The 21,288-nt window shown below is 59.2% G+C and carries 17 protein-coding genes, 2 tRNA genes and 1 pseudogene; 8 read left to right on the top strand and 12 right to left on the bottom strand.

Annotated elements, in window-relative coordinates:
• Positions 1 to 9: 9 nt before the first annotated feature.
• The 5 genes from BT119_RS11905 to BT119_RS11885 all read right to left on the bottom strand — a co-directional run bounded on the left by BT119_RS11905 (position 10) and on the right by BT119_RS11885 (position 2,706).
• Positions 10 to 402, bottom strand: coding sequence for a VOC family protein (locus BT119_RS11905; RefSeq protein WP_003368327.1), 393 nt, complete (start codon positions 400 to 402; stop codon positions 10 to 12).
• Positions 403 to 458: 56 nt separating this feature from the next.
• On the bottom strand, positions 459 to 1,649 hold the full coding sequence (locus BT119_RS11900; RefSeq protein ID WP_003368326.1) for a CaiB/BaiF CoA transferase family protein: 1,191 nt from the start codon (positions 1,647 to 1,649) through the stop codon (positions 459 to 461).
• 125 nt (positions 1,650 to 1,774) lie between these two features.
• A complete protein-coding gene (locus tag BT119_RS11895) occupies positions 1,775 to 2,170 on the bottom strand; it encodes a hypothetical protein (protein WP_003368325.1) in 396 nt (131 codons plus the stop codon).
• A 362-nt stretch (positions 2,171 to 2,532) separates the two neighbouring features.
• Positions 2,533 to 2,609: transfer RNA gene (locus BT119_RS11890), tRNA-Asp, on the bottom strand.
• A 21-nt stretch (positions 2,610 to 2,630) separates the two neighbouring features.
• A tRNA-Val gene (locus BT119_RS11885) sits at positions 2,631 to 2,706 on the bottom strand.
• A gap of 171 nt (positions 2,707 to 2,877) precedes the next feature.
• On the opposite strand from BT119_RS11885, the gene rdgC reads away from it, so the two are divergent.
• Positions 2,878 to 3,798, top strand: a complete 921-nt coding sequence (gene rdgC / locus BT119_RS11880) for a recombination-associated protein RdgC (RefSeq protein ID WP_003317427.1) — start codon at positions 2,878 to 2,880, stop codon at positions 3,796 to 3,798.
• Positions 3,799 to 3,894: 96 nt separating this feature from the next.
• Complete coding sequence (locus BT119_RS11875) at positions 3,895 to 4,845, top strand: bile acid:sodium symporter family protein (protein WP_003368323.1); 951 nt, start codon at positions 3,895 to 3,897, stop codon at positions 4,843 to 4,845.
• A gap of 214 nt (positions 4,846 to 5,059) precedes the next feature.
• Here the strand turns inward: BT119_RS11875 and BT119_RS11870 are convergent, their stop codons facing one another.
• The gene (locus BT119_RS11870; protein WP_003430909.1) at positions 5,060 to 6,934 is read right to left on the bottom strand and encodes an MFS transporter; all 1,875 of its coding nucleotides are present in this window, start codon (positions 6,932 to 6,934) and stop codon (positions 5,060 to 5,062) included.
• Positions 6,935 to 7,176: 242 nt separating this feature from the next.
• On the opposite strand from BT119_RS11870, the gene BT119_RS11865 reads away from it, so the two are divergent.
• On the top strand, positions 7,177 to 10,653 hold the full coding sequence (locus BT119_RS11865) for a hybrid sensor histidine kinase/response regulator (RefSeq protein WP_003430908.1): 3,477 nt from the start codon (positions 7,177 to 7,179) through the stop codon (positions 10,651 to 10,653).
• A gap of 70 nt (positions 10,654 to 10,723) precedes the next feature.
• On the opposite strand, the gene BT119_RS11860 is transcribed toward BT119_RS11865, so the two are convergent.
• Positions 10,724 to 11,662, bottom strand: a complete 939-nt coding sequence (locus BT119_RS11860) for an aspartyl/asparaginyl beta-hydroxylase domain-containing protein (RefSeq protein ID WP_044310477.1) — start codon at positions 11,660 to 11,662, stop codon at positions 10,724 to 10,726.
• A gap of 174 nt (positions 11,663 to 11,836) precedes the next feature.
• Positions 11,837 to 12,811 (bottom strand): cysteine synthase A, encoded by a 975-nt coding sequence (gene cysK / locus BT119_RS11855; RefSeq protein ID WP_003430906.1) that lies wholly within the window; start codon positions 12,809 to 12,811, stop codon positions 11,837 to 11,839.
• A 126-nt stretch (positions 12,812 to 12,937) separates the two neighbouring features.
• On the opposite strand from cysK, the gene BT119_RS11850 reads away from it, so the two are divergent.
• Positions 12,938 to 14,005, top strand: coding sequence for a DUF748 domain-containing protein (locus BT119_RS11850; protein ID WP_072365742.1), 1,068 nt, complete (start codon positions 12,938 to 12,940; stop codon positions 14,003 to 14,005).
• 64 nt (positions 14,006 to 14,069) lie between these two features.
• Here BT119_RS11850 and BT119_RS11845 read toward each other — a convergent pair.
• A pseudogene (locus BT119_RS11845) lies at positions 14,070 to 14,291 on the bottom strand (DUF2442 domain-containing protein); the annotation flags it as partial.
• Between the two features lie 172 nt (positions 14,292 to 14,463).
• Here BT119_RS11845 and BT119_RS11840 point away from each other — a divergent pair.
• The gene (locus BT119_RS11840) at positions 14,464 to 15,309 is read left to right on the top strand and encodes an AAA family ATPase (RefSeq protein WP_072365740.1); all 846 of its coding nucleotides are present in this window, start codon (positions 14,464 to 14,466) and stop codon (positions 15,307 to 15,309) included.
• 39 nt (positions 15,310 to 15,348) lie between these two features.
• Positions 15,349 to 16,527, top strand: a complete 1,179-nt coding sequence (locus BT119_RS11835) for a vWA domain-containing protein (RefSeq protein WP_003368305.1) — start codon at positions 15,349 to 15,351, stop codon at positions 16,525 to 16,527.
• A gap of 57 nt (positions 16,528 to 16,584) precedes the next feature.
• Here the strand turns inward: BT119_RS11835 and BT119_RS11830 are convergent, their stop codons facing one another.
• The 3 genes from BT119_RS11830 to BT119_RS11820 all read right to left on the bottom strand — a co-directional run bounded on the left by BT119_RS11830 (position 16,585) and on the right by BT119_RS11820 (position 18,509).
• The gene (locus tag BT119_RS11830) at positions 16,585 to 17,109 is read right to left on the bottom strand and encodes a DUF2937 family protein (RefSeq protein ID WP_003368303.1); all 525 of its coding nucleotides are present in this window, start codon (positions 17,107 to 17,109) and stop codon (positions 16,585 to 16,587) included.
• Positions 17,110 to 17,155: 46 nt separating this feature from the next.
• Positions 17,156 to 17,956, bottom strand: coding sequence for a class II glutamine amidotransferase (locus tag BT119_RS11825; RefSeq protein WP_072365738.1), 801 nt, complete (start codon positions 17,954 to 17,956; stop codon positions 17,156 to 17,158).
• Between the two features lie 76 nt (positions 17,957 to 18,032).
• Positions 18,033 to 18,509 (bottom strand): hypothetical protein, encoded by a 477-nt coding sequence (locus BT119_RS11820; RefSeq protein ID WP_003368300.1) that lies wholly within the window; start codon positions 18,507 to 18,509, stop codon positions 18,033 to 18,035.
• Positions 18,510 to 18,641: 132 nt separating this feature from the next.
• Between BT119_RS11820 and BT119_RS11815 the strand changes: the two genes are divergently transcribed.
• On the top strand, positions 18,642 to 20,702 hold the full coding sequence (locus BT119_RS11815; RefSeq protein WP_072365736.1) for a S9 family peptidase: 2,061 nt from the start codon (positions 18,642 to 18,644) through the stop codon (positions 20,700 to 20,702).
• 76 nt (positions 20,703 to 20,778) lie between these two features.
• Positions 20,779 to 21,255: a cyclic nucleotide-binding domain-containing protein gene (locus BT119_RS11810; RefSeq protein ID WP_003345583.1), complete on the top strand. Its 477-nt coding sequence runs from the start codon at positions 20,779 to 20,781 to the stop codon at positions 21,253 to 21,255.
• Positions 21,256 to 21,288 lie beyond the last annotated feature (33 nt).

Below are 21,288 nucleotides of genomic sequence, written 5' to 3'. Positions count from 1 at the left end.
AGAGTGCGATTAAATCGACACATCCGCCGCTGGCTCGGAAATTTCGATCAGGTTCAGATCCGGATCACGCACATACACCGACCAGATCGGCCCGGTAGCACCGGTGCGCTCGACCGGGCCTTCGACGATCGGCCAGTCCTGCTCCTGCAGGTGCACAATCACCTGCTCCAGCGGGATGGTGGCGATGAAACACAGATCCAGCGCACCCGGTACTGGCAAATGAGCCTTGGGCTCGAACTCCTTGCCGCGTTCATGAACGTTGATTTTCTGATTGCCGAAGCGGAATGCCAGACGCCCCTGACGAAAGCGTTCAGGGGTCATCCCCAGAACGCGTACGTAAAAGTCCTTGCAGGCGTCGATATCGGCAGTGGTCAGTACCAGGTGGTCCAGATGATCAATCACGGGATCAGCTCCGTTTGAAATAGAGTTCTTTTTTACGACAACGGCCACGTTTCGGATCAGATAATGCCGAGCCGACGCCATTCGGCACGTGTGGCAGCATCTATACCATGCGCTTCAAGCACGGCATCGGTGTGTTGACCGAGTGTTGGCGCAGACGATGTTACCTGACCCGGCGTGGCTTGAAGTTTAGGCACAATCCCCGGAAGGGTGACGGGTGTTCCGTCGTCCAGCGTGCCCTGCAACAGCATGTCCCGCGCCTGATAATGCGGGTCACTGGCAATGTCGGCAGCGTCGTAGATCTTGCCTGCCGGAATGCGTGCTTCGTTGAGCGCCGCAAGGACTTCGTCCATCGAGCGTTCGGCGGTCCAGGTCGAAATGGCCGCATCGATGCGCGCAACGTGCCTGACCCGCCCGTCGTTATGCTGAAGTTCGGGGTCGCTGGCCAGGTCCATGCGGCCGATCTTTTCCATCAGGCGCCGGAAGATGCTGTCGCCATTACCCGCGATCAGCGCGTACTTGCCGTCATTGCAGCGGTAGGCATTGCTCGGAGCGATGCCAGGCAGACTGCTGCCAGCCGGCTCGCGGACAGTATCGAATACCGAATACTCGGGAATCAGACTTTCCATCATGTTGAACACTGACTCGTACAACGCGACATCTATCTGCTGCCCCTCGCCACCGTTCTGCTCGCGGTGACGAAGCGCCAGCAGAACGCCGATCACACCGTGCAGCGCAGACAGCGAATCGCCAATCGATACGCCGACACGTACTGGTGTGCGCCCTGCCTCACCGGACAGATGACGCAAACCGCCCATCGCCTCGCCGATCACGCCAAAACCCGGCCGGTCGCGATACGGGCCGGTCTGCCCGTAGCCAGAGACACGCAGCATGATCAGTTTCGGATTGAGGGCGTGCAGCGCTTCCCAGCTCAACCCCCAGCCCTCAAGTGTGCCGGGGCGGAAGTTCTCGACCAGTACATCGGCATCCCGGATCAGCCGCCGTACCATTTCCTGCGCCTGAGGCTGGCGCAGATCGAGGGTCACGGACTGTTTGTTGCGGGACTGCACCGCCCACCAGACGGACGTGCCGTTATGCAGCAAACGCCATTTGCGCAGGGGGTCCCCGGTCAGCGGCGGCTCGACCTTGATGACCTCGGCACCGAACTCGGCGAGAATCTTCGCCGCGAACGGCCCGGCAATGAGCTGACCCAGCTCCACCACCTTGATGCCCTGAAGAGGCAGGCTCATGACACGTCCTTTCTTGTTGGGAGGTGGAGGAATGATCTGCGCAAATGCGCTGGATGGAAAGCCGGACGGTGCGCTGCCAGATCGGACCGCCGTAAAAAACCCCGCACCAGGCGGGGTTCATTGAATCAATTACTGCAGGCCAACTGGAAACTCATCGAGGCATCACCCGAGGCTCCCCGTTTGCCGACCATAAGCCCCAATACATTGACCTGCTCTGTTGTTGCAGCGCCGCCCAACTTGGCGTGCCCGTAGAACAGCCGCTCATGATCACTGGTATCGATGGAAGATACCGAGCAAAAACCTGGAGACTTTTCAAATTGCCCTTCCTTGAAGAGCACTTTATAAGTCGCGAAGTAGTCTTTCTGACTGCTGTAACTTACAGACTTGATCCACGGCGACGACTGAGCAACGACATTGCCGTGCTGGTCGATGGTTGCGGTGTGCAGTGCTGGCGTGGCCAGCGCGCCCGCAGAGAGGATCAAGGCTGTGGTGCCTGCAAGCAGTTTAAAACGATTTTTCATAGTTATCCCTTAACTCACTACCGTATCAGACCGCCTCGATTCGGCGGTCGGCTTGGATTAATTATTCTGGGTAATCAAGAGCACTCCTGATGCCTGAATACCCGATCAACCCATGCAGCTAATACCAGCAAAGAGGATAAATCAAGCGTTCACCGGAGCTAACTAACAAGCCTGGTTTTAACTTCAATATTTAAGGAAATCACTTACATTCGCGAAGAGTAATTCTTACAGAACTTCAATAGAACTGCCGCAGGGGCATTGCACGAGGAGGGTTGGGATTTCCAGACGACAGAAAGCAAAAAGCCCGCACTAGGCGGGCTTTCTGTTTGCTTCAAGGAGTTCAAGGGCCTTGAAGCGGAATATGGCGCAGCGGACGGGACTCGAACCCGCGACCCCCGGCGTGACAGGCCGGTATTCTAACCGACTGAACTACCGCTGCGCGTAACACTAAAAGCGAGTTTGGTGGGTGATGACGGGATCGAACCGCCGACCCGCTGCTTGTAAGGCAGCTGCTCTCCCAGCTGAGCTAATCACCCTTCACTCTCGGTGTGGCGCGCATTCTACGGAGCGACCTGTACTCTGGCAAGCACTTTTTCAAATAATTTTTATAATCCTTCCAAAGGCTTACAAACGCTCTGTACAGGGTTGGCCCCAGCGGCTGAGGAGCGAATAATGCCCGCCTTTGTATAGAAAGAGAGATTCACCTCATGTGGTTCAAAAACCTGCTTGTCTATCGCCTGACCCAGGACGTGCCTTTTGATGCCGAAGCGCTGGAGACAGCACTGGCGACCAAGCCGGCGCGCGCCTGCGCCAGCCAGGAGGTAGCCACCTATGGTTTCGTCGCTCCTTTCGGCAAGGGCGAAGACGCTCCATTGGTACACATCAGTCAGGACTTCATGCTGATCGCCGCACGCAAGGAAGAACGCATTCTGCCGGGCAGCGTCGTGCGTGACGCGCTCAAGGAAAAGGTCGACGAGATCGAAGCCGAGCAGATGCGCAAGGTCTACAAGAAGGAACGTGATCAGCTCAAGGATGAAATCATCCAGGCTTTCCTGCCGCGCGCCTTTATCCGCCGCTCCGCCACCTTCGCCGCCATCGCGCCGAAACAGGGCCTGATCCTGGTCAATGCCTCCAGCCCGAAACGCGCCGAAGACCTGTTGTCCACTCTGCGCGAAGTCATCGGCTCGCTGCCGGTACGTCCGCTGACGGTCAAGGTTTCACCGAGTGCGACCATGACCGACTGGGTCAAGACCCAGAAAGCAGCCGACAACTTCTTCGTGCTGGACGAGTGCGAGCTGCGCGACACCCATGAAGATGGCGGTATCGTGCGCTGCAAGCGTCAGGACCTGACCGGCGACGAAATCCAGCTGCACCTGAGCACAGGCAAGGTCGTGACCCAGCTGTCGCTGGCCTGGCAGGACAAATTGTCGTTCGTGCTGGACGATAAACTGGTGGTCAAGCGTCTGAAGTTCGAGGACCTGCTGCAGGATCAGGCCGAACAGGACGGTGGTGACGAAGCGTTGGGGCAACTGGACGCCAGCTTCACGCTGATGATGCTGACCTTCGGCGAGTTCCTGCCGGAGCTGTTCGAGGCACTGGGCGGCGAAGAGATTCCGCAAGGCATCTGATACGCGCTTTTGCAACATTGCCGCTCGAAACACCGCGCCGTCTCGTCAGACGGCGCATTCATTTCATCCCGGTTATTCAACAAGAAGGAGCAGGCCATGCGTGCGTTGGCAGCCTTGAGTCGTTTTGTCGGCAACACGTTTGCCTACTGGGTTTTGTTGTTCGCCATTCTGGCATTTCTGTTTCCGCAGGTTTTCATCGGCCTGAAAAGCTGGATCGTGCCGCTGCTGGGGCTGGTCATGTTCGGCATGGGCCTGACCCTGAAACTTGACGACTTCTCCGAAGTGGCGCGTAACCCGTGGCGAGTGGCGCTGGGTGTGATCGCGCACTTTGTAATCATGCCCGGTGTAGCCTGGTTGCTGTGCCAGGTGTTTCAACTGCCGCCGGAGATCGCCGTGGGCGTGATTCTGGTCGGTTGCTGCCCGAGCGGCACTTCATCCAACGTCATGGCCTGGCTGGCAAAGGGTGATCTGGCGCTGGCGGTGGCAATCGCTGCGGTCACTACCCTGCTCGCCCCGCTGCTGACCCCGACCCTGATCTGGTTCCTCGCTTCGGCGTGGCTGCCGGTGTCTTTCCTCGATATGTTCTGGTCGATCCTGCAACTGGTCATGCTGCCGATTGTGCTCGGTGTGGTTGCACAGCGCCTGTTGGGTGCGCGGGTCAGCTATGCCGTGGACGTGCTGCCGCTGGTCTCGGTGGTCAGTATTGTGATGATCGTCTGCGCTGTAGTCGCCGCCAGTCAGGCAAAAATCGCTGAATCCGGCCTGCTGATCATGGCAGTGGTGATTTTGCACAACACGTTCGGTTTTCTGTTGGGTTATTTCACTGGCAAGGTTTTCAAGCTGCCATTGGCGCAACGCAAGTCGCTGGCGTTGGAGGTCGGCATGCAGAACTCGGGGCTGGGCGCTGCGCTGGCGAGTGCTCATTTCTCGCCGCTGGCGGCGGTGCCAAGTGCGCTGTTCAGTGTCTGGCACAATATTTCCGGGGCGTTGCTGTCGACGTATTTCAGGAAGATGCCGGAGGAAGAGAATACGTCCAGGCCGCAGTGACGCTTTGCTTCATACAGCTGTTCTGTGACATCAGGCGGATTGGGGTTCAGGCTCGACTATCGCTCCCACGCTCCGCGTGGGAACGCCGTTCGTGACGCTCCGCGTCACACGGCGGTTCTGTGACATCAGGTGGATGTGGGTTCCGGCTCAGGTCACCTTTGGCTATCGTGCCAACGCGAAGTGGTTGGCACGTCAGTCGTACGGAGCGCCGACGCTACTGCACTTTCCCTCTCAGTGCTTTCACTTCTTCGCGCACGTCCACGGGGGTTGCCACGTCTGCTGCAATGGGCGAGCCGGCAACCAGCACGACGCGAGACCACAGGCGGCGAAACAGGGTCTTGCTCGGGTCGCGGCTGAAGAAGCTGCCCCACAGGCCTTGCAGTGCCAGTGGAATGACCGGTACCGGGGTTTCCTGAATGATGCGGCTCATGCCGTTCTTGAAGCCGTTGATTTCGCCGTCGGTGGTCAGTTTGCCTTCCGGGAAGATGCACACCAGTTCGCCTTCTGCGAGGTACTGGGCGATGCGTTTGAACGATTTCTCGTAGATGTCCATGTCTTCGTTACGCCCGGCAATGGGGATGGTCCCTGCAGTGCGAAAGATGAAGTTAAGCACGGGCAGTTGGTAGATCTTGTAGTACATGACAAAGCGGATCGGGCGCCTCACTGCGCCGGCAATCAGCAATGCATCGACAAAGGACACATGGTTGCAGACCAGCAGCGCCGCGCCTTCGTCAGGGATACGGTCCAGATTGCGGTGTTCGACGCGGTACATGGAATGGCCAAGCAGCCAGATCATGAAGCGCATGGTGAACTCGGGGACGATCTTGAAGATGTAGATATTGACCGCGATGTTCATCACCGACACGGCCAGAAACAGCTGCGGGATCGACAGTTTGGCAACGCTCAGCAGCAGGATCGAGACAATCGCCGAGACCACCATGAACAGCGCGTTGAGGATGTTGTTGGCGGCGATGACGCGCGAGCGCTCTTTTACCGGCGTGCGCGACTGGATCAAGGCGTACAGCGGCACGATATAAAAGCCGCCGAAGATGCCGATACCGAGAATGTCGAACAGCACCAGCCAGCCCTGCCCGGAAGACAGCACCGCCAGCCAGTCGTTGGCCTGCACGTTCTGCGGGAAACCGCCCGAATGCCACCACAGCAGCAGGCCGAAAATCGTCAGGCCCATCGAGCCGAACGGCACCAGCCCGATCTCGACCTTATGCCCGGACAAGCGCTCGCAGAGCAGCGAGCCCAGCGCGATGCCGATGGAGAACACGGTCAGAATCAGGGTAACGACCGTTTCGTCGCCGTACATCCATTCCTTGGCATAGGCCGGGATCTGCGTCAGGTAGATCGCCCCCACGAACCAGAACCACGAGTTGCCGACAATCGAGCGCGAAACCGCAGGCGTTTGCCCCAGCCCCATGCGCAAGGTCGCCCATGACTGGGTGAAGATGTTCCAGTTGAGTTTCATCTCCGGCGAGGCGGCATCGGCGCGCGGGATACCGAAGCTGGCCAGGAACCCCAGGCAGGCGACCAGCACGATGGCAGCCGCCACCACCCAGGCATAGTGCGAAGAAGACATCATCACACCCGCGCTGATGGTGCCGGCCAGAATCGCCAGAAAGGTGCCCATCTCGACCAGCGCGTTGCCGCCGACCAGTTCGCTCTCGCGCAGGTGCTGGGGCAGAATCGAATACTTGACCGGTCCGAACAGCGCCGAATGCGTGCCCATGGCGAACAGCGCGGCGAGCATCAACTCCAGATGATTGAACAGAAAACCTGCGGCACCGACCGCCATGATGACGATCTCTCCGAACTTGATGATCCGGATCAACTGGTCCTTGGGGTACTTCTCACCGAACTGCCCGGCCAGCGCCGAGAACAGAAAGAACGGCAGGATGAACAGCAAAGCGCACAGATTGACGTAGATCGAACGATCCCCGTCGATGCTCAACTTGTAAAGGATGGCAAGGATCAATGACTGCTTGAAGATATTGTCATTGAACGCCCCAAGGGACTGCGTAATGAAAAACGGCAGGAAACGGCGTTTCCCGAGCAGGCTGAATTGTGACTGTTGGCTCATCGTCCGTGGTCCTGAGAGGCTGGGGTGAACTGACGCAGCGGCCAATCCGAGGCACATTGAAGACGTAACGCTGACGAATGTCGATAGGACATTTCTTTTTACAAAATCTGTGTCGCTATTTTTATCACTTCGGGCTTGGTCGGGGCAGCTGCGACACCGCGCCACGCTCGACCTTGGTCGACAAAGACGAAGCGCAGCCATCGTGCGAGACTGCGCGTTATCGATACGGTGTGGAATTTGATATGTCGCTGTCCAGCGGGCTGATTGCGGCCGTTGCCTTGTCCTATATGGCCATCATGTTTGCTATCGCCTTTTACGGCGACCGCTACAGCGCGTCGCTGCGCCCGACCATGCGCGCCTGGGTCTACAGCCTGTCGCTGGCGGTGTACTGCACCAGCTGGACGTTTTTCGGCGCAGTGGGCCAGGCCGCCGAGCAATTGTGGTCGTTCCTGCCGATCTACCTGGGGCCCATCGTGCTGATGGTACTGGCACCCTGGGTGCTGCAAAAAATGGTGCTGATCAGCAAACAGGAAAACATCACCTCGATCGCCGACTTCATCGCGGCGCGCTATGGCAAATCCCAATCCCTCGCAGTCATGGTGGCGCTGATCTGCCTGATCGGCATGCTGCCGTACATCGCGCTGCAGCTCAAAGGCATCGTGCTGGGGGTGAATATCCTGATCGGTGCCGTGGCCGATTCCACCGGTATTCGTGCTCAGGACACCGCGCTGGTGGTGTCGCTGATTCTCGCGCTGTTCACCATCGTCTTCGGTGCGCGCAATCTGGATGTCACCGAACACCATCGCGGCATGGTGCTGGCCATTGCTTTCGAGGCGCTGGTCAAGCTGTTCGCTTTCATGGCAGTCGGTGTGTTCGTCACGTTCGGCCTGTACGACGGATTCGACGACCTGTTCAATCAGGCCAAACTGGCGCCACGCCTCGAGGAATACTGGAAAGACACGATCAACTGGCCGTCGATGTTCGTGCAGACCGGCGTGGCGATGATGGCGATTGTCTGCCTGCCCCGTCAGTTCCACGTGACGGTGGTCGAGAACATCGAGCCTCAGGACCTGAATCTCGCCAAATGGGTGTTCCCGGCCTATCTGGCGCTGGCTGCGCTGTTCGTGGTGCCGATTGCGCTGGCCGGACAAATGCTCCTCCCCGGCTCCATGCTGCCCGACTCGTTCGTGATCAGCCTGCCGCTGGCGCACGCTCACCCGTCGCTGGCGCTGCTGGCCTTCATCGGCGGAGCATCGGCAGCAACCGGCATGGTGATCGTCGCCTGCGTGGCGCTGTCGACGATGATTTCCAACGACATGCTGCTGCCGTGGCTGTTGAGACGCAAAAACACCGAGCGGCCGTTCGAGGCGTTTCGTCACTGGATGCTTTCTGTCAGACGCATCAGCATCGTGATGATTCTCCTGCTGGCCTACGTCAGCTACCGGATGCTGGGGTCGACGGCCAGTCTGGCAACCATCGGCCAGATCGCCTTTGCCGCGATCACCCAGCTGGCTCCCGCCATGTTCGGTGCGTTGTACTGGAAGCAGGCCAATCGGCGTGGCGTATTTGCAGGCCTGGCGGCGGGCATCTTCATCTGGTTCTACACCCTTGTGCTACCGGTAGCGGCGCATGGCATGGGCTGGTCGCTGAGCACTTTCCCGCTGCTTTCCTGGCTGCACAGCAACCCGTTCGACCTGCCTATCTCGCCGATGACCCAGGGCGTGGTGCTGTCGATGGCCGGCAACTGTACGTTGTTCGCCTGGGTGTCGATGTTGTCGCGCACGCGAGTAGCCGAGCACTGGCAGGCGGGTCGTTTCATCGGCCAGGAAACCCAGGGACGCGACTTCAGCCGCCCCCTGCTCGCGGTGCAGATCGAGGACTTGCTGAGCCTGTCGGCACGCTTCGTTGGTGAGGACCGCGCGCGACAGAGTTTCATCCGCTTCGCCCACAGGCAGGGCAAGGGTTTCAACCCCGGCCTGAATGCCGATGGTGAATGGATCGCGCATACCGAGCGGCTGCTGGCCGGCGTGCTCGGCACCTCTTCGACCCGCGCCGTGGTCAAGGCCGCTATCGAAGGTCGCGACATGCAGTTGGAAGACGTTGTACGCATCGCCGACGAAGCCTCCGAAGTTCTGCAGTTCAACCGCGCGCTGCTGCAGGGTGCCATCGAAAACATTACCCAGGGCATCAGCGTGGTGGACCAGTCCTTGCGGCTGGTGGCCTGGAATCGTCGTTACCTGGAGCTGTTCAACTACCCCGAAGGCCTGATCGGCGTTGGCCGGCCGATTGCCGACATCATCCGTTACAACGCCGAGCGCGGACTCTGCGGACCGGGCGAGGCAGAGGTTCACGTTGCGCGGCGTCTGCACTGGATGCGCCAGGGCCGCGCTCATACCTCTGAGCGGTTGTTTCCCAATGGCCAGGTGATCGAACTGATTGGCAACCCGATGCCGGGCGGCGGATTCGTCATGAGTTTCACCGACATCACCGAGTTCCGCGCCGCCGAACACGCCCTCAAAGGCGTCAATGAAAGCCTTGAGCAGCGGGTAGCCGCACGTACCCACGAATTGTCCCAGCTCAACCAGGCGCTGACCGACGCCAAGGGCACCGCTGAAGCCGCCAACGAATCGAAAACCCGCTTCCTGGCCGCGGTGAGTCATGACCTGATGCAGCCGTTGAACGCTGCACGGCTGTTCTCCGCTGCGCTGTCACATCAGCAGGAAGGGATTTCCAGCGAAGCCCAGCAATTGGTTCGGCACCTGGACAGCTCGCTGCGCTCCGCCGAAGACCTGATCAGCGACCTGCTGGATATTTCCCGAATCGAAAACGGCAAGATCACCCCGGATCGTCAGCCGTTTCCGCTCAGCGCGCTGTTTGACACCCTGGGTGCCGAATTCAAGGCGCTGGCCCAGGAACAGGGTCTGAGCTTTCGTGTGAGGGGCAGTTCACTGCGCGTCGACAGTGATATCAAACTGTTGCGCCGGGTGCTGCAGAACTTTTTGACCAACGCTTTCCGCTATGCCAAAGGCCCTATTCTGCTGGGTGTCAGGCGCTACGGTGACAGCCTGAGCCTGGAAGTCTGGGACCGGGGGCCGGGCATTCCCGAAGACAAACGCAAGGTAATCTTCGAAGAATTCAAACGCCTCGACAGCCACAAGACTCACGCGGCCAAGGGGCTGGGTCTGGGGCTGGCGATTGCCGATGGTTTGTGCCGCATTCTCGAGCATCCTTTGCAAGTGCGCTCATGGACCGGCAAAGGCAGCGTGTTCAGCGTGCGGGTGCCGCTGGCCGCGCCTCAGGCGGCAGTCCCCGCAACACTGCCCGATGTCAGCCGCCCCGCGCTGAACGGCACACAGGTGCTGTGTGTCGACAACGAGGACAGCATCCTGATCGGTATGCACAGTCTGCTGTCACGCTGGGGCTGTCAGGTCTGGACCGCGCGCAATCGCCAGGAATGCGAAGCGCTGTTGAACAATGGCATCCGGCCGCAGATTGCTCTGGTGGATTACCACCTGGATGAGGGCGAAACCGGTACTGAACTCATGGCCTGGCTGCGCACCCGACTGGGTCAACCGGTACCGGGCGTGCTTATCAGTGCCGATGGGCGTGCGGAGTTGATCGCTCAGGTGCACGCGGCGGGGCTCGATTACCTGCCCAAGCCGGTCAAGCCTGCAGCGCTGCGCGCGCTGTTGAGCCGGCATGTGAGTCTGGACGGGTAACGGAATGCCGGTTGTTCGCAGAGGCTGCGAACAACCGGATCAGAGGGGGAATAACCGGAAAGACTGTCGCTTAACCGAACAACCAGTAGCCCAGCAGCGTCAGTACCACGACTGCCAGAACAGGGCGCAGTACGCGGTAAGCCTTGGGGTTGGCGCGCTTGAACTGCTTGACCTTGCCACTGAAACCATCGCTGAAACGCTTGCTGAATGCATACGCCTGATTGATTCCGCCGACGCGCTCGTCGTCAAGGTTCTGCGGAGCGGTGGCGCGGCCCAGAAACGCGCTGACGCTGCGGTTCATACGGGTCATGAAGCGGTTGGTCAACGGACGCTCGACATCACAGAACAGAATTACACGGGTCTGGTCGGTCTCGTTCTTGACCCAGTGAACGTAGGTCTCATCGAACATGACGTCCTGACCGTCACGCCAGGCGTATTCCTTGCCATCGACGAAGATCCGGCAGTCATCGGAGTTGGGTGTCGACAGGCCCAGGTGATAACGCAGCGAGCCGGCGAACGGATCGCGGTGCGGATTGAGGTGACTGCCACCCGGCAGCAGCGCGAACATCGCGCCCTTGACGTTGGGAATGCTGTTGACCAGTTCAACGGTTTTCGGGCACAGCGCCTCGGCAGACGGCAGGGCCTTGTCGTACCACTTCAGGTAAAAGCGCTTCCAGCCCTTCTTGAAGAACGAGCCAAAACCGGCGTCGTTGTTTTTCTCCGCTGCACGAATATAGCCTTCGTCGAACAGGTGCATGGCTTCGTCGCGAATGGTTTCCCAGTTGTCCTTGAGGATGTCCAGCTCAGGGAATTTGCTGCGGTCCAGATAGGGCTCGGACGGGACGCGGGAAAACAGGTACATCAGTGCGTTGTACGGTGCGAACAATGCCGAATGGTTGACGAACTGCCGCAACAGAGGCAGTCGGGCCCGACCGCGCAAATGAACGTACAGCGTGCTGCCCAGAAACAGCATCAGGATCGATGCCTTGGCAACAAATGAAAGGGTCATGAAGCTCTCCTTGAAGCGGGCAGATAACGCCAAACGTCACGCGGGCAGTGCTGATGCATGATTCTGAATAATGACTGGAGCGCCGGTCGAACAACGCTCATCGTCCGGCAAGTCGTAGCTGGCCATCATAAACCCTTGCGTTGCCCGCATGAAGTACGCACTTGCGAAGATGTGTTACTGGGAAAGCTCCTGATCGGTAAACAGATCGCTGAACAGCATGCTCGACAGGTAACGTTCGCCGGAGTCCGGCAGGACCACCACGATCGTCTTGCCCTGCATCTCCGGTTTTTCAGCCAGACGAACGGCGGCCGCCATCGCCGCGCCGCAGGAAATACCACAGAGAATGCCCTCCTCCTGCATCAGACGCCGGGCCATGGCCTTGGACTCTTCATCGGTGACACGCTCTACCCGGTCGACAATCGACAGGTCGAGGTTTTTCGGGATGAAGCCGGCGCCGATGCCCTGAATCTTGTGCGGGCTGGGGGTGATCGTTTCACCGGCCATCGCCTGGGTGATGATCGGCGAACCGTCCGGCTCGACTGCGACCGACAGGATCGGTTTGCCTTCGGTGTGCTTGATATACCGGGAGATACCGGTGATAGTCCCGCCAGTCCCTACGCCTGCTACCAGGACGTCGATGGCACCGTCGGTGTCTGCCCAGATTTCCGGGCCGGTGGTTTTTTCATGGATGGCCGGGTTGGCCGGGTTCTCGAATTGCGCCGGCATGAAATATTTCTCGGGGTTGTCTGCCAGCAGTTCTTCGGCCTTGGCAATCGCACCTTTCATCCCCTTGGCCGCTTCGGTCAGCACCAGTTCTGCGCCCAGTGCCTTGAGTACCTTGCGACGTTCTATGCTCATGGAAGCGGGCATGGTGAGCATCAGTTTGTAGCCACGGGCAGCGGCAACGAAGGCCAGACCTATGCCGGTGTTGCCCGAGGTCGGTTCGACGATGGTCATGCCAGGCTTGAGCCTGCCGCTGCTTTCGGCGTCCCAGATCATATTGGCGCCGATACGGCATTTAACGGAATAACCCGGATTACGCCCTTCGATCTTGGCCAGAATGGTGACACCGCGCGGCGCGATACGGTTGATCTGCACCAACGGCGTATTACCGATGGAATGGGCGTTATCAGCGTAGATACGGCTCATGAGGGTGTCCTTGTGCACATCGGTTAAAGACCCAAAGCCTATGCCGCCAACTGTGGGGCGTCCAGTCTGACCGAACGGATGACGGCGCGAGCAGTCAATCCTTCATTGAAACAGGAGACTCATGTCATGAAACGTCGCTACAGCTGGCCGCTATGGACCCTGGCCGCTCTGGTAGTCCTGCTGATCGCTGTCAATATCGCCCTGCCGTATCTGGTGCGTGACTATCTGAACGACAAACTGGCCGACATGGGTGACTACCGGGGCGAGATCACCGATGTGGACCTGGCACTGTGGCGAGGGGCGTACCGGATCAAGGGGCTGAAGATCGTCAAGACCGACGGCAAGGTCCCGGTGCCCTTTTTCGACGCACCGATGATCGAACTGGCTGTCAGCTGGCATTCACTCTGGTATGACCATGCAGTGGTCGCGAAAGCCCTCTTCACCGGCCCGCAGATCAACTTCGTGGACGGCGGCAGCAAGCAGGACTCGCAGACCGGTCAGGGCACCGACTGGCGTACCGAGATGGACAAGCTGCTGCCCATCACCCTCAACGAATTGCGCATCGATAACGGGCGCATCACCTTCAATAACTTCAACTCCACGCCCAAAGTAAAAATCGAGGCGGATCAGGTCAATGCCAGCATCTATAACCTGACCAACGTGGTCGACGTGGAAGGCAATCGCGATGCCGAGTTCAAGGGCAAGGCACGTCTGCTGGGCCATGCCGATCTGGAGAGCTCAGCCAGATTCGATCCGTTCAGCAACTTTGAAGACTTCGACTTCAAACTGCGCGCCACCGGCATCCAGCTCAAGAAACTCAACGATTTCTCGTCGGCCTACGGCAAGTTCGATTTCAACGCCGGCGATGGCGATGTGGTGATTGAAGCGCAGGCCGACAAAGGCCAGCTCAAGGGCTACATAAAGCCGCTGCTGCGCAACGTGGACGTGTTCAACTGGCAGCAGGATGTCGAAAACAAGGACAAGGGTGTTTTCCGCTCGATCTGGGAAGCGCTGGTCGGAACCAGCGAAACCGTGTTGAAAAACCAGCGGGAAAACCAGTTCGCCACACGCGTCGACCTCAGCGGCAGCGTTCATCAGCAGGACATCAGCGGCTTCCAGGCGTTTCTGCAGATCCTGCGCAATGCTTTCGTGCAGGCATTCAATGCGCGTTATGAGAGCAGCAAGGGGTCTTAGCGGTTTTTTCAAGCGCGCCAACGATGAAAAATCGTACGTTTTCATCAGGGGCAGCGTTGACTTAACTGTCGGAAAACAAAGTATCCGCGCCTGTCTGGATGTCCAGTTCAGGCCATTCGACGCTCCAGCCATGGTCGCCCAACTGTGCCTGGGCGAACGCGTCATCGGCTATCAGTGGACGCAGGTCGGGGAAGGTCTGCACATCGGAGCTCATGTCGAAGGTGTGTTGCTGATCATCTATCAACGTCAACGCCAGCCGGTGGCCGGCCAATACTTGAACATCCTTAAAGCAGCGTTACAATTTCGACCCGGTCACTGCGTGACGCCCCATTCAAGAACTGAATGAGGCGTCTTCGTTCACAGCCATCGGGCCGCCACGTTATAGTCAGGGCATTGCTTGCCCTATTACGGCGCGCGTGCCGACCGGTTACGCGCACCCACGCGAAAAGGATGGATCAATGAAGTTCGAAGGTACGCCGGCCTACGTTGCCACTGACGATCTCAAGCTGGCGGTCAACGCGGCCATCACGCTGGAGCGTCCACTGTTGGTCAAGGGCGAGCCCGGCACCGGCAAGACCATGCTCGCCGAACAACTGGCCGAGTCCTTCGGCGCGAAACTGATTACCTGGCATATCAAGTCCACGACCAAGGCCCATCAAGGCCTGTACGAGTACGATGCGGTGAGCCGTCTGCGCGACTCGCAACTGGGCGTCGACAAGGTCCACGACGTACGCAATTACCTGAAGAAGGGCAAGCTCTGGGAGGCCTTCGAGTCTGACGAGCGGGCGATTTTGCTGATCGACGAGATCGACAAGGCCGATATCGAATTCCCCAACGACCTGTTGCAGGAACTCGACAAGATGGAGTTCTACGTTTACGAGACGAATGAAACCATCAAAGCCAGGCATCGACCGATCATCATCATTACCTCCAACAACGAGAAGGAGTTGCCGGATGCCTTTCTGCGTCGCTGCTTCTTCCACTACATCGCCTTCCCGGATCGGGCCACGCTGCAACGCATCGTCGATGTGCATTACCCGGACATCAAGAAAGACCTGGTGAGCGAAGCGCTGGACGTATTCTTTGACGTGCGCAAGGTGCCGGGGCTGAAGAAGAAGCCCTCCACCTCCGAGCTGGTCGACTGGCTGAAGCTGCTGATGGCCGACAACATCGGTGAAGCCGTGCTGCGCGAACGCGACCCGACCAAGACGATTCCGCCATTGGCCGGCGCGCTGGTCAAGAACGAGCAGGACGTGCATCTGCTGGAACGTCTGGCGTTCATGAGCCGTCGCGGCAATCGCTGATCGTGTCTATCCAACCTGCCATGTAAAAGGGCGACAGCCATGCTGCTCAACCTGTTCAACGAAATGCGCGCGGCCAAGGTGCCGGTGTCTCTGCGTGAACTGCTGGACCTGATCAATGCGCTTAAACAGCGGGTCGTGTTCGCCGACATCGATGAGTTCTACTTTCTGGCGCGCACGATTCTGGTCAAGGACGAGCGCCATTTCGACAAGTTCGACCGGGCCTTCGGTGCTTATTTCAACGGCCTGGAAAACCTCGACGAGCATTTGCAGGCGCTGATCCCGGAAGACTGGCTGCGCAAAGAGTTCGAGCGTTCGCTGACGGACGAGGAACGCGCGCAGATTCAATCGCTGGGCGGCCTCGACAAGCTGATCGAAGAGTTCAAGAAACGCCTGGAAGAACAGAAGGAACGCCATGCCGGTGGCAACAAATGGATCGGCACCGGTGGCACCAGCCCGTTCGGCTCGGGCGGCTACAACCCGGAAGGCATCCGCGTCGGCGATGCAGGCGAGCGCAAAGGCAAGGCCGTCAAAGTCTGGGACCAGCGCGAATATAAAAACCTGGACGATCAGGTTGAGCTGGGGACGCGCAATATCAAGGTGGCCCTGCGCCGCCTGCGCAAGTTCGCTCGTCAGGGCGCTGCGGATGAACTGGACATCGACAGCACCATCGATCACACCGCACGCGATGCGGGCCTGCTGAACATTCAGATGCGTCCGGAGCGGCGCAACACCATCAAGTTATTGCTGCTGTTCGACATCGGCGGCTCGATGGATTCACACATCAAGGTCTGTGAAGAGCTGTTCTCCGCATGCAAGACCGAGTTCAAGCACATGGAGTATTTCTACTTCCATAACTTCATTTACGAATCGGTGTGGAAGAACAACCAGCGCAGAAACTCGGAGCGGACCGCCACCCAGGACCTGCTGCACAAGTATGGCGAGGACTACAAAGTGATTTTCATCGGCGACGCCTCGATGGCGCCCTATGAAATCACCCAGCCCGGCGGCAGCGTCGAACACTGGAATGAAGAGCCAGGCTATGTGTGGATGCAGCGCTTCATGGCCAAATTCAAGAAGATCATCTGGATCAATCCCTATCCGAAAGATGCCTGGGACTACACCACCTCGACGCATGTTGTGCGTGATTTGATCGAGGGTCAGATGTATCCGCTGACCCTTAGCGGTCTGGAAGAAGGCATGCGCTACCTGGCGAAGTGAAGGCGGCGGGCGCGCGACCATAGCGACGCCCGCTCTGCTTGTCACAACGGCCTGCAGTCAACTCCTGTGGCGTTCGAACTGCGGCTTGCGTCGTCCGCCGTGGATCACCCAGCCGAGCAACAGCACGAAGCTTTCGATCACCAGCGCCAGCAGCAATGCACTGATAATGCCCCAGGCAATGACCTCGGGGGCCAGCAGAACCTGCCACGTATAACCGTTGAAGGTTTCGCGACGGATATCCGGATCGGAAGAAGTGGCCACGAACAAGGCTTTGGAATACCAAGGCCCCTGAAGCCCGAGCCACTGACGCTCAAGGATGTGGGTGCGGTTCATCAGGGTGTCGATAGTGTCCGCATCGCTGCGAAAAACCGGGTCCTCACTGCTGCGATAATGCTGGATCAGCGCCTGAATATCGCCCTTGAAGAACTGCTGCGCAGTGGCGGTATAGCCCTTGACGGATTGCTGCGCCTCAATCAGATGCGCTTCGACACGCTTGCTGTAGTCACTGATGAAACCGGGAATCTGTACCCCGAACAGCAGGCCCATGGTGAACAGGACCAATCGCAGATAACTTCGCAGCATCAATATCCCTCTTCTTTTTTATCCAGTAAGCCGATGGGCCGGTGTCTCAGGGCTTGGTCGTTTCAGTGACGGTGTCGACCGAGCCCTGCGCCACGCACTCGCCCTTGCGCCACAGGCTCCACTGGCCCGGCTCATAGCGGTTCCAGTTTTCGTTCTCGGTCAAGGGTTCGGTCGCGATGACCGTGACCACGTCGTGCGGCGTCGTTTCAGCCTGAAAATCGACAATCACGTCGACATCTTTCAACCTCGCCGGACCGAATGGGGCACGGCGGGTGATCTGAACCAGTTTGGTACTGCAAAAGCAAAACAGCCAGTCACCGTCGCTCAACAGACAGTTGAACACGCCTTTGCTGCGATATTCGGCACACGCCTGGATCAGAGAAGGCAGCAATTCCTCGACTTCGACCGGTTCGGGAAAGGCTTCGCGGACGCGATTGAGCAGGTCGCAGAATGCCGCTTCGCTGTCGGTATCGCCCACCGGCCGATAAAAGGTAACGCCCGGGGTGAAATCCGCCAACTGACCATTATGGGCAAAGCACCAGTTACGGCCCCAGAGTTCACGCACGAAAGGATGGGTATTGGACAGGCAGACCTTGCCGACGTTGGCCTGACGAATATGGCCAATCACGACTTCGCTTTTGATGGGATAGCGCTGCACCAGTTGTGCGACTTCCGATTCGCTGCTGGCTGCCGGGTCCTGAAACAGGCGCAGGCCGCGGCCCTCGTAGAAGGCAATGCCCCAGCCATCGCGATGCGGACCGGTGCGGCCGCCCCGCTGCATCAGCCCGGTAAAGCTGAAGACTATGTCGGTCGGGACATTGGCGCTCATGCCCAGTAGTTCACACATGCTCAGGTTCTCGCTTCAAGACGTTTTGCAGCAGGTCACGCGCCGCTGCTAACGGCGCTTGCCAACGAAGCGGGAGCTACAGCCGCGGCTCGACCCGTGCAGCCCTGGTCGGCGGAAGGGGCGCAGCGTTTCTGCGAGCGTAGTGATCGTCTTCGGCAAACGGTTCGTCAGCAGGGTCGGTGTCCACAGGCTGGGCCGCAGCCTTGGGTTGGCGAGCCTTGCGGCTGCGCTCGATCGGCCAGCGGATCAGCACGAACAGCAGGTACGCGGCGAAGGCGAACATGCCGTACATGGCAAGGTCCGACACGGCGGTCCAGACATTGCTGCCGACCTTGAACATCAGGTCGAGCGCGGTGATCGCCACGGCTGGTGCCATCGCGTCCTTGGCAGGGTCGACCATGGTCGGCGTAAACAGCAGCACCGCGACCGCCACCAGCAACGGCTCCTTGAGATACCGCCACATCCAGCGGGTCATCAGAAACCATACCAGCAGGCAACCCAACGCGGCGAAGGCGTAGACGCTCCAGGCGATCAGATAGTCGTTTTCGGTCATGACGTCCGTGGTAAGCCAGGTAAAGAGGCGCTTATGATAACGGCTTTTGCCTGACGCGGCTTGCCTCGCTGCAGTATTCGGTTCAGCGTGTACCGATATTTTCCTGATTGATGCCTTAACAGAGAGCCCAGCATGTCCTTCTCGAATGCAACCTCCAGCGCCCCGATCGCTCGCAAGGCCGACGGTTCCGACCCCTACGCCTGGCTGCAGAACCGCGACACTGACGAAGTGCTCGACTACCTCAAGGCCGAAAACGCCTGGCAGGAGCAGCAACTGGCAGAGCAGGCCGGACTGCGCGATAGCCTGTTTGAAGAGATCAAGGGCCGTATCCTCGAAACCGACCTGTCGCTGCCCTCCCCTTGGGGGCCGTACCTTTATTACACCCGCACCACACAAGGCGACGAATACGCCCGACACTACCGCTGCCCGCGCCCGGCCGACGACAGCAACACGGTGGATGAAAACGCTGAGGAGCTGTTGCTCGACCCCAACGAGATGGCCGATGGCGGCTTTTTCTCACTGGGCGCGTTCAGCATCAGCCCGGATCACCAGCGTCTGGCCTACAGCCTGGACACCAGTGGCGACGAGATATACGAGCTGTACGTCAAAGAGCTGAGCACCGGTCAGATCAGCAGCCTGCCTTTCGAAAACTGCGACGGCAGCATGACTTGGGCCAACGACAGTCAGACCCTGTTTTTCGGCGAGCTGGACGAAACCCATCGTCCGGGCAAGCTGCATCGCCATACCCTGGGCACGTCATCAGCCGAGCTGGTGTTCGACGAGCCGGACGGCAGATTCTTCCTGCATTGCTTCCGCAGCAGCTCAGAGCGCCAACTGATCATTCTGCTCAACAGCAAAACCACCAGCGAAGCCTGGGTGCTGGACGCCGATCATCCGCAACAGGCCTTCACCTGCCTCGCGCCACGCAGCGAAGGCCACGAATACTATCCGGACCACGGGCTGCTCAATGGCGTCTGGACCTGGTTCATCCGCAGCAATCAGAGCGGCATCAACTTCGCGCTGTATCACGCTGCGCAACAAGCCAGTGATGTACCGGGGCGCGAGGACTGGCAGACACTGGTCGCGCACGACGACCAGGTCATGCTCGAAGGCGTCAGCCTCAACGCCAAAGGCATCAGTCTGAGCCTGCGCGAGGGCGGCCTGCCGATCATCGAAGTACGTCCGCAGGCGCTGCCGACTTATCGCGTGCAGCTGCCTGACGCCGCGTACAGCCTGTACGTGCAGGACACGCTGGAATTCGACAGCGACAAGATTCGCTTGCGCTACCAGTCGCTGAACCGTCCGGCCCAGGTCCGCCAATTGACCCTGGCCAGCGGCGAGCAGGCAGTGCTCAAGGAAACCGCGGTACTGGGCACCTTCGACGCCGATGCCTACGTCAGCCAGCGTTTGTGGGCCACGGCCAGCGATGGCACTCAGGTGCCGATCAGCTTGGTGGTCAAGCGCGAACTGGCCGGACAGGCCACCCCGCTGTATCTGTACGGCTACGGCGCCTATGGCGAGAGCCTCGACCCGTGGTTTTCCCACGCCCGTCTGAGCCTGCTCGACCGTGGCGTGGCGTTCGCCATTGCTCATGTGCGCGGCGGCGGCGAGCTGGGCGAAGCCTGGTATCGCAACGGCAAGCAGGAACACAAACAGAACACCTTCGGTGATTTCATTGCCTGCGCCGAACACCTTGTTGCCCAGGGGCTGACCAGCGCCGAACAATTGGTGATCAGCGGTGGCAGCGCCGGTGGCCTGCTGATCGGTGCGGTGCTCAACCAGCGGCCAGAGCTGTTCAAGGCAGCGATTGCCGAAGTGCCGTTCGTCGATGTGCTGAACACCATGCTCGACCCGGACCTGCCGCTGACCGTCACCGAATACGACGAATGGGGCAACCCGCAGGAGCCCGAGGTCTACGCGCGTATCAAGGCTTACGCGCCCTACGAAAACGTCACGGCCCAGGCATACCCGGCCATGCTGGTCATCGCCGGTTATAACGACAGCCGCGTGCAGTATTGGGAAGCCGCCAAATGGGTCGCGAAGTTGCGCGCCACCAAGACCGACGACAATCCGCTGCTGCTCAAGACCGAACTGGGTGCCGGACACGGAGGCATGAGCGGTCGCTATCAGGGCTTGCGTGACGTGGCGCTGGAATACGCGTTTATCTTCAAGGTATTGCAGATCGCTGAATGAACTTGGTGTGAAACACCTGTCTTACTAGGATCGGGGGCAGCGGAGTTGCCCCTTTGTCAGGATTACCAGACCTCACATGTCAGAACCACTGTCCAACCTGAACAACGCCATACGCGACATGCTGCTGGATTGCGGCCTGTTCGACACGCTGCTGCCGGGCGATTTCTTTACCGTAGCGGGCTATTTCAGCATTACCGATATCGATAAAGGCGAGACCATCTTCGCCGAGGGCGATGCCGGAACCTTCATGTGCATCATCCATCAGGGCACCGTGTCTGTGCAGAAGCTTGCTGCAGACGGTCAACAGGTGGAAATCGCCGTTCTGCGGCGCGGACGCGCCTTCGGAGAAATGGCGGTGCTGGATGGCGAGCGCCGCTCCGCCAGTTGTATCGCAGCCACCAGTTGCCAGCTATTGAACCTGGGCCGTGATTCGCTGGACAAGATGCTCGAGGACGCGCCGAAAATCGCCGCCAAGATCATTCGCGCCCTGGCCATCTCGTTGTCCAAGCGCCTGCGCATGGTCGATGGTCAATTACTCTCCCAGCAGGTGTGAGTTTGCCCATCTGGCGCTAAACTTACCGACATT

This window comes from Pseudomonas sp. NFACC10-1, from assembly GCF_900119195.1.
GTDB classification, from domain to species: domain Bacteria; phylum Pseudomonadota; class Gammaproteobacteria; order Pseudomonadales; family Pseudomonadaceae; genus Aquipseudomonas; species Aquipseudomonas cerasi.
This window is presented reverse-complemented; position numbering and strand designations above follow the sequence as displayed.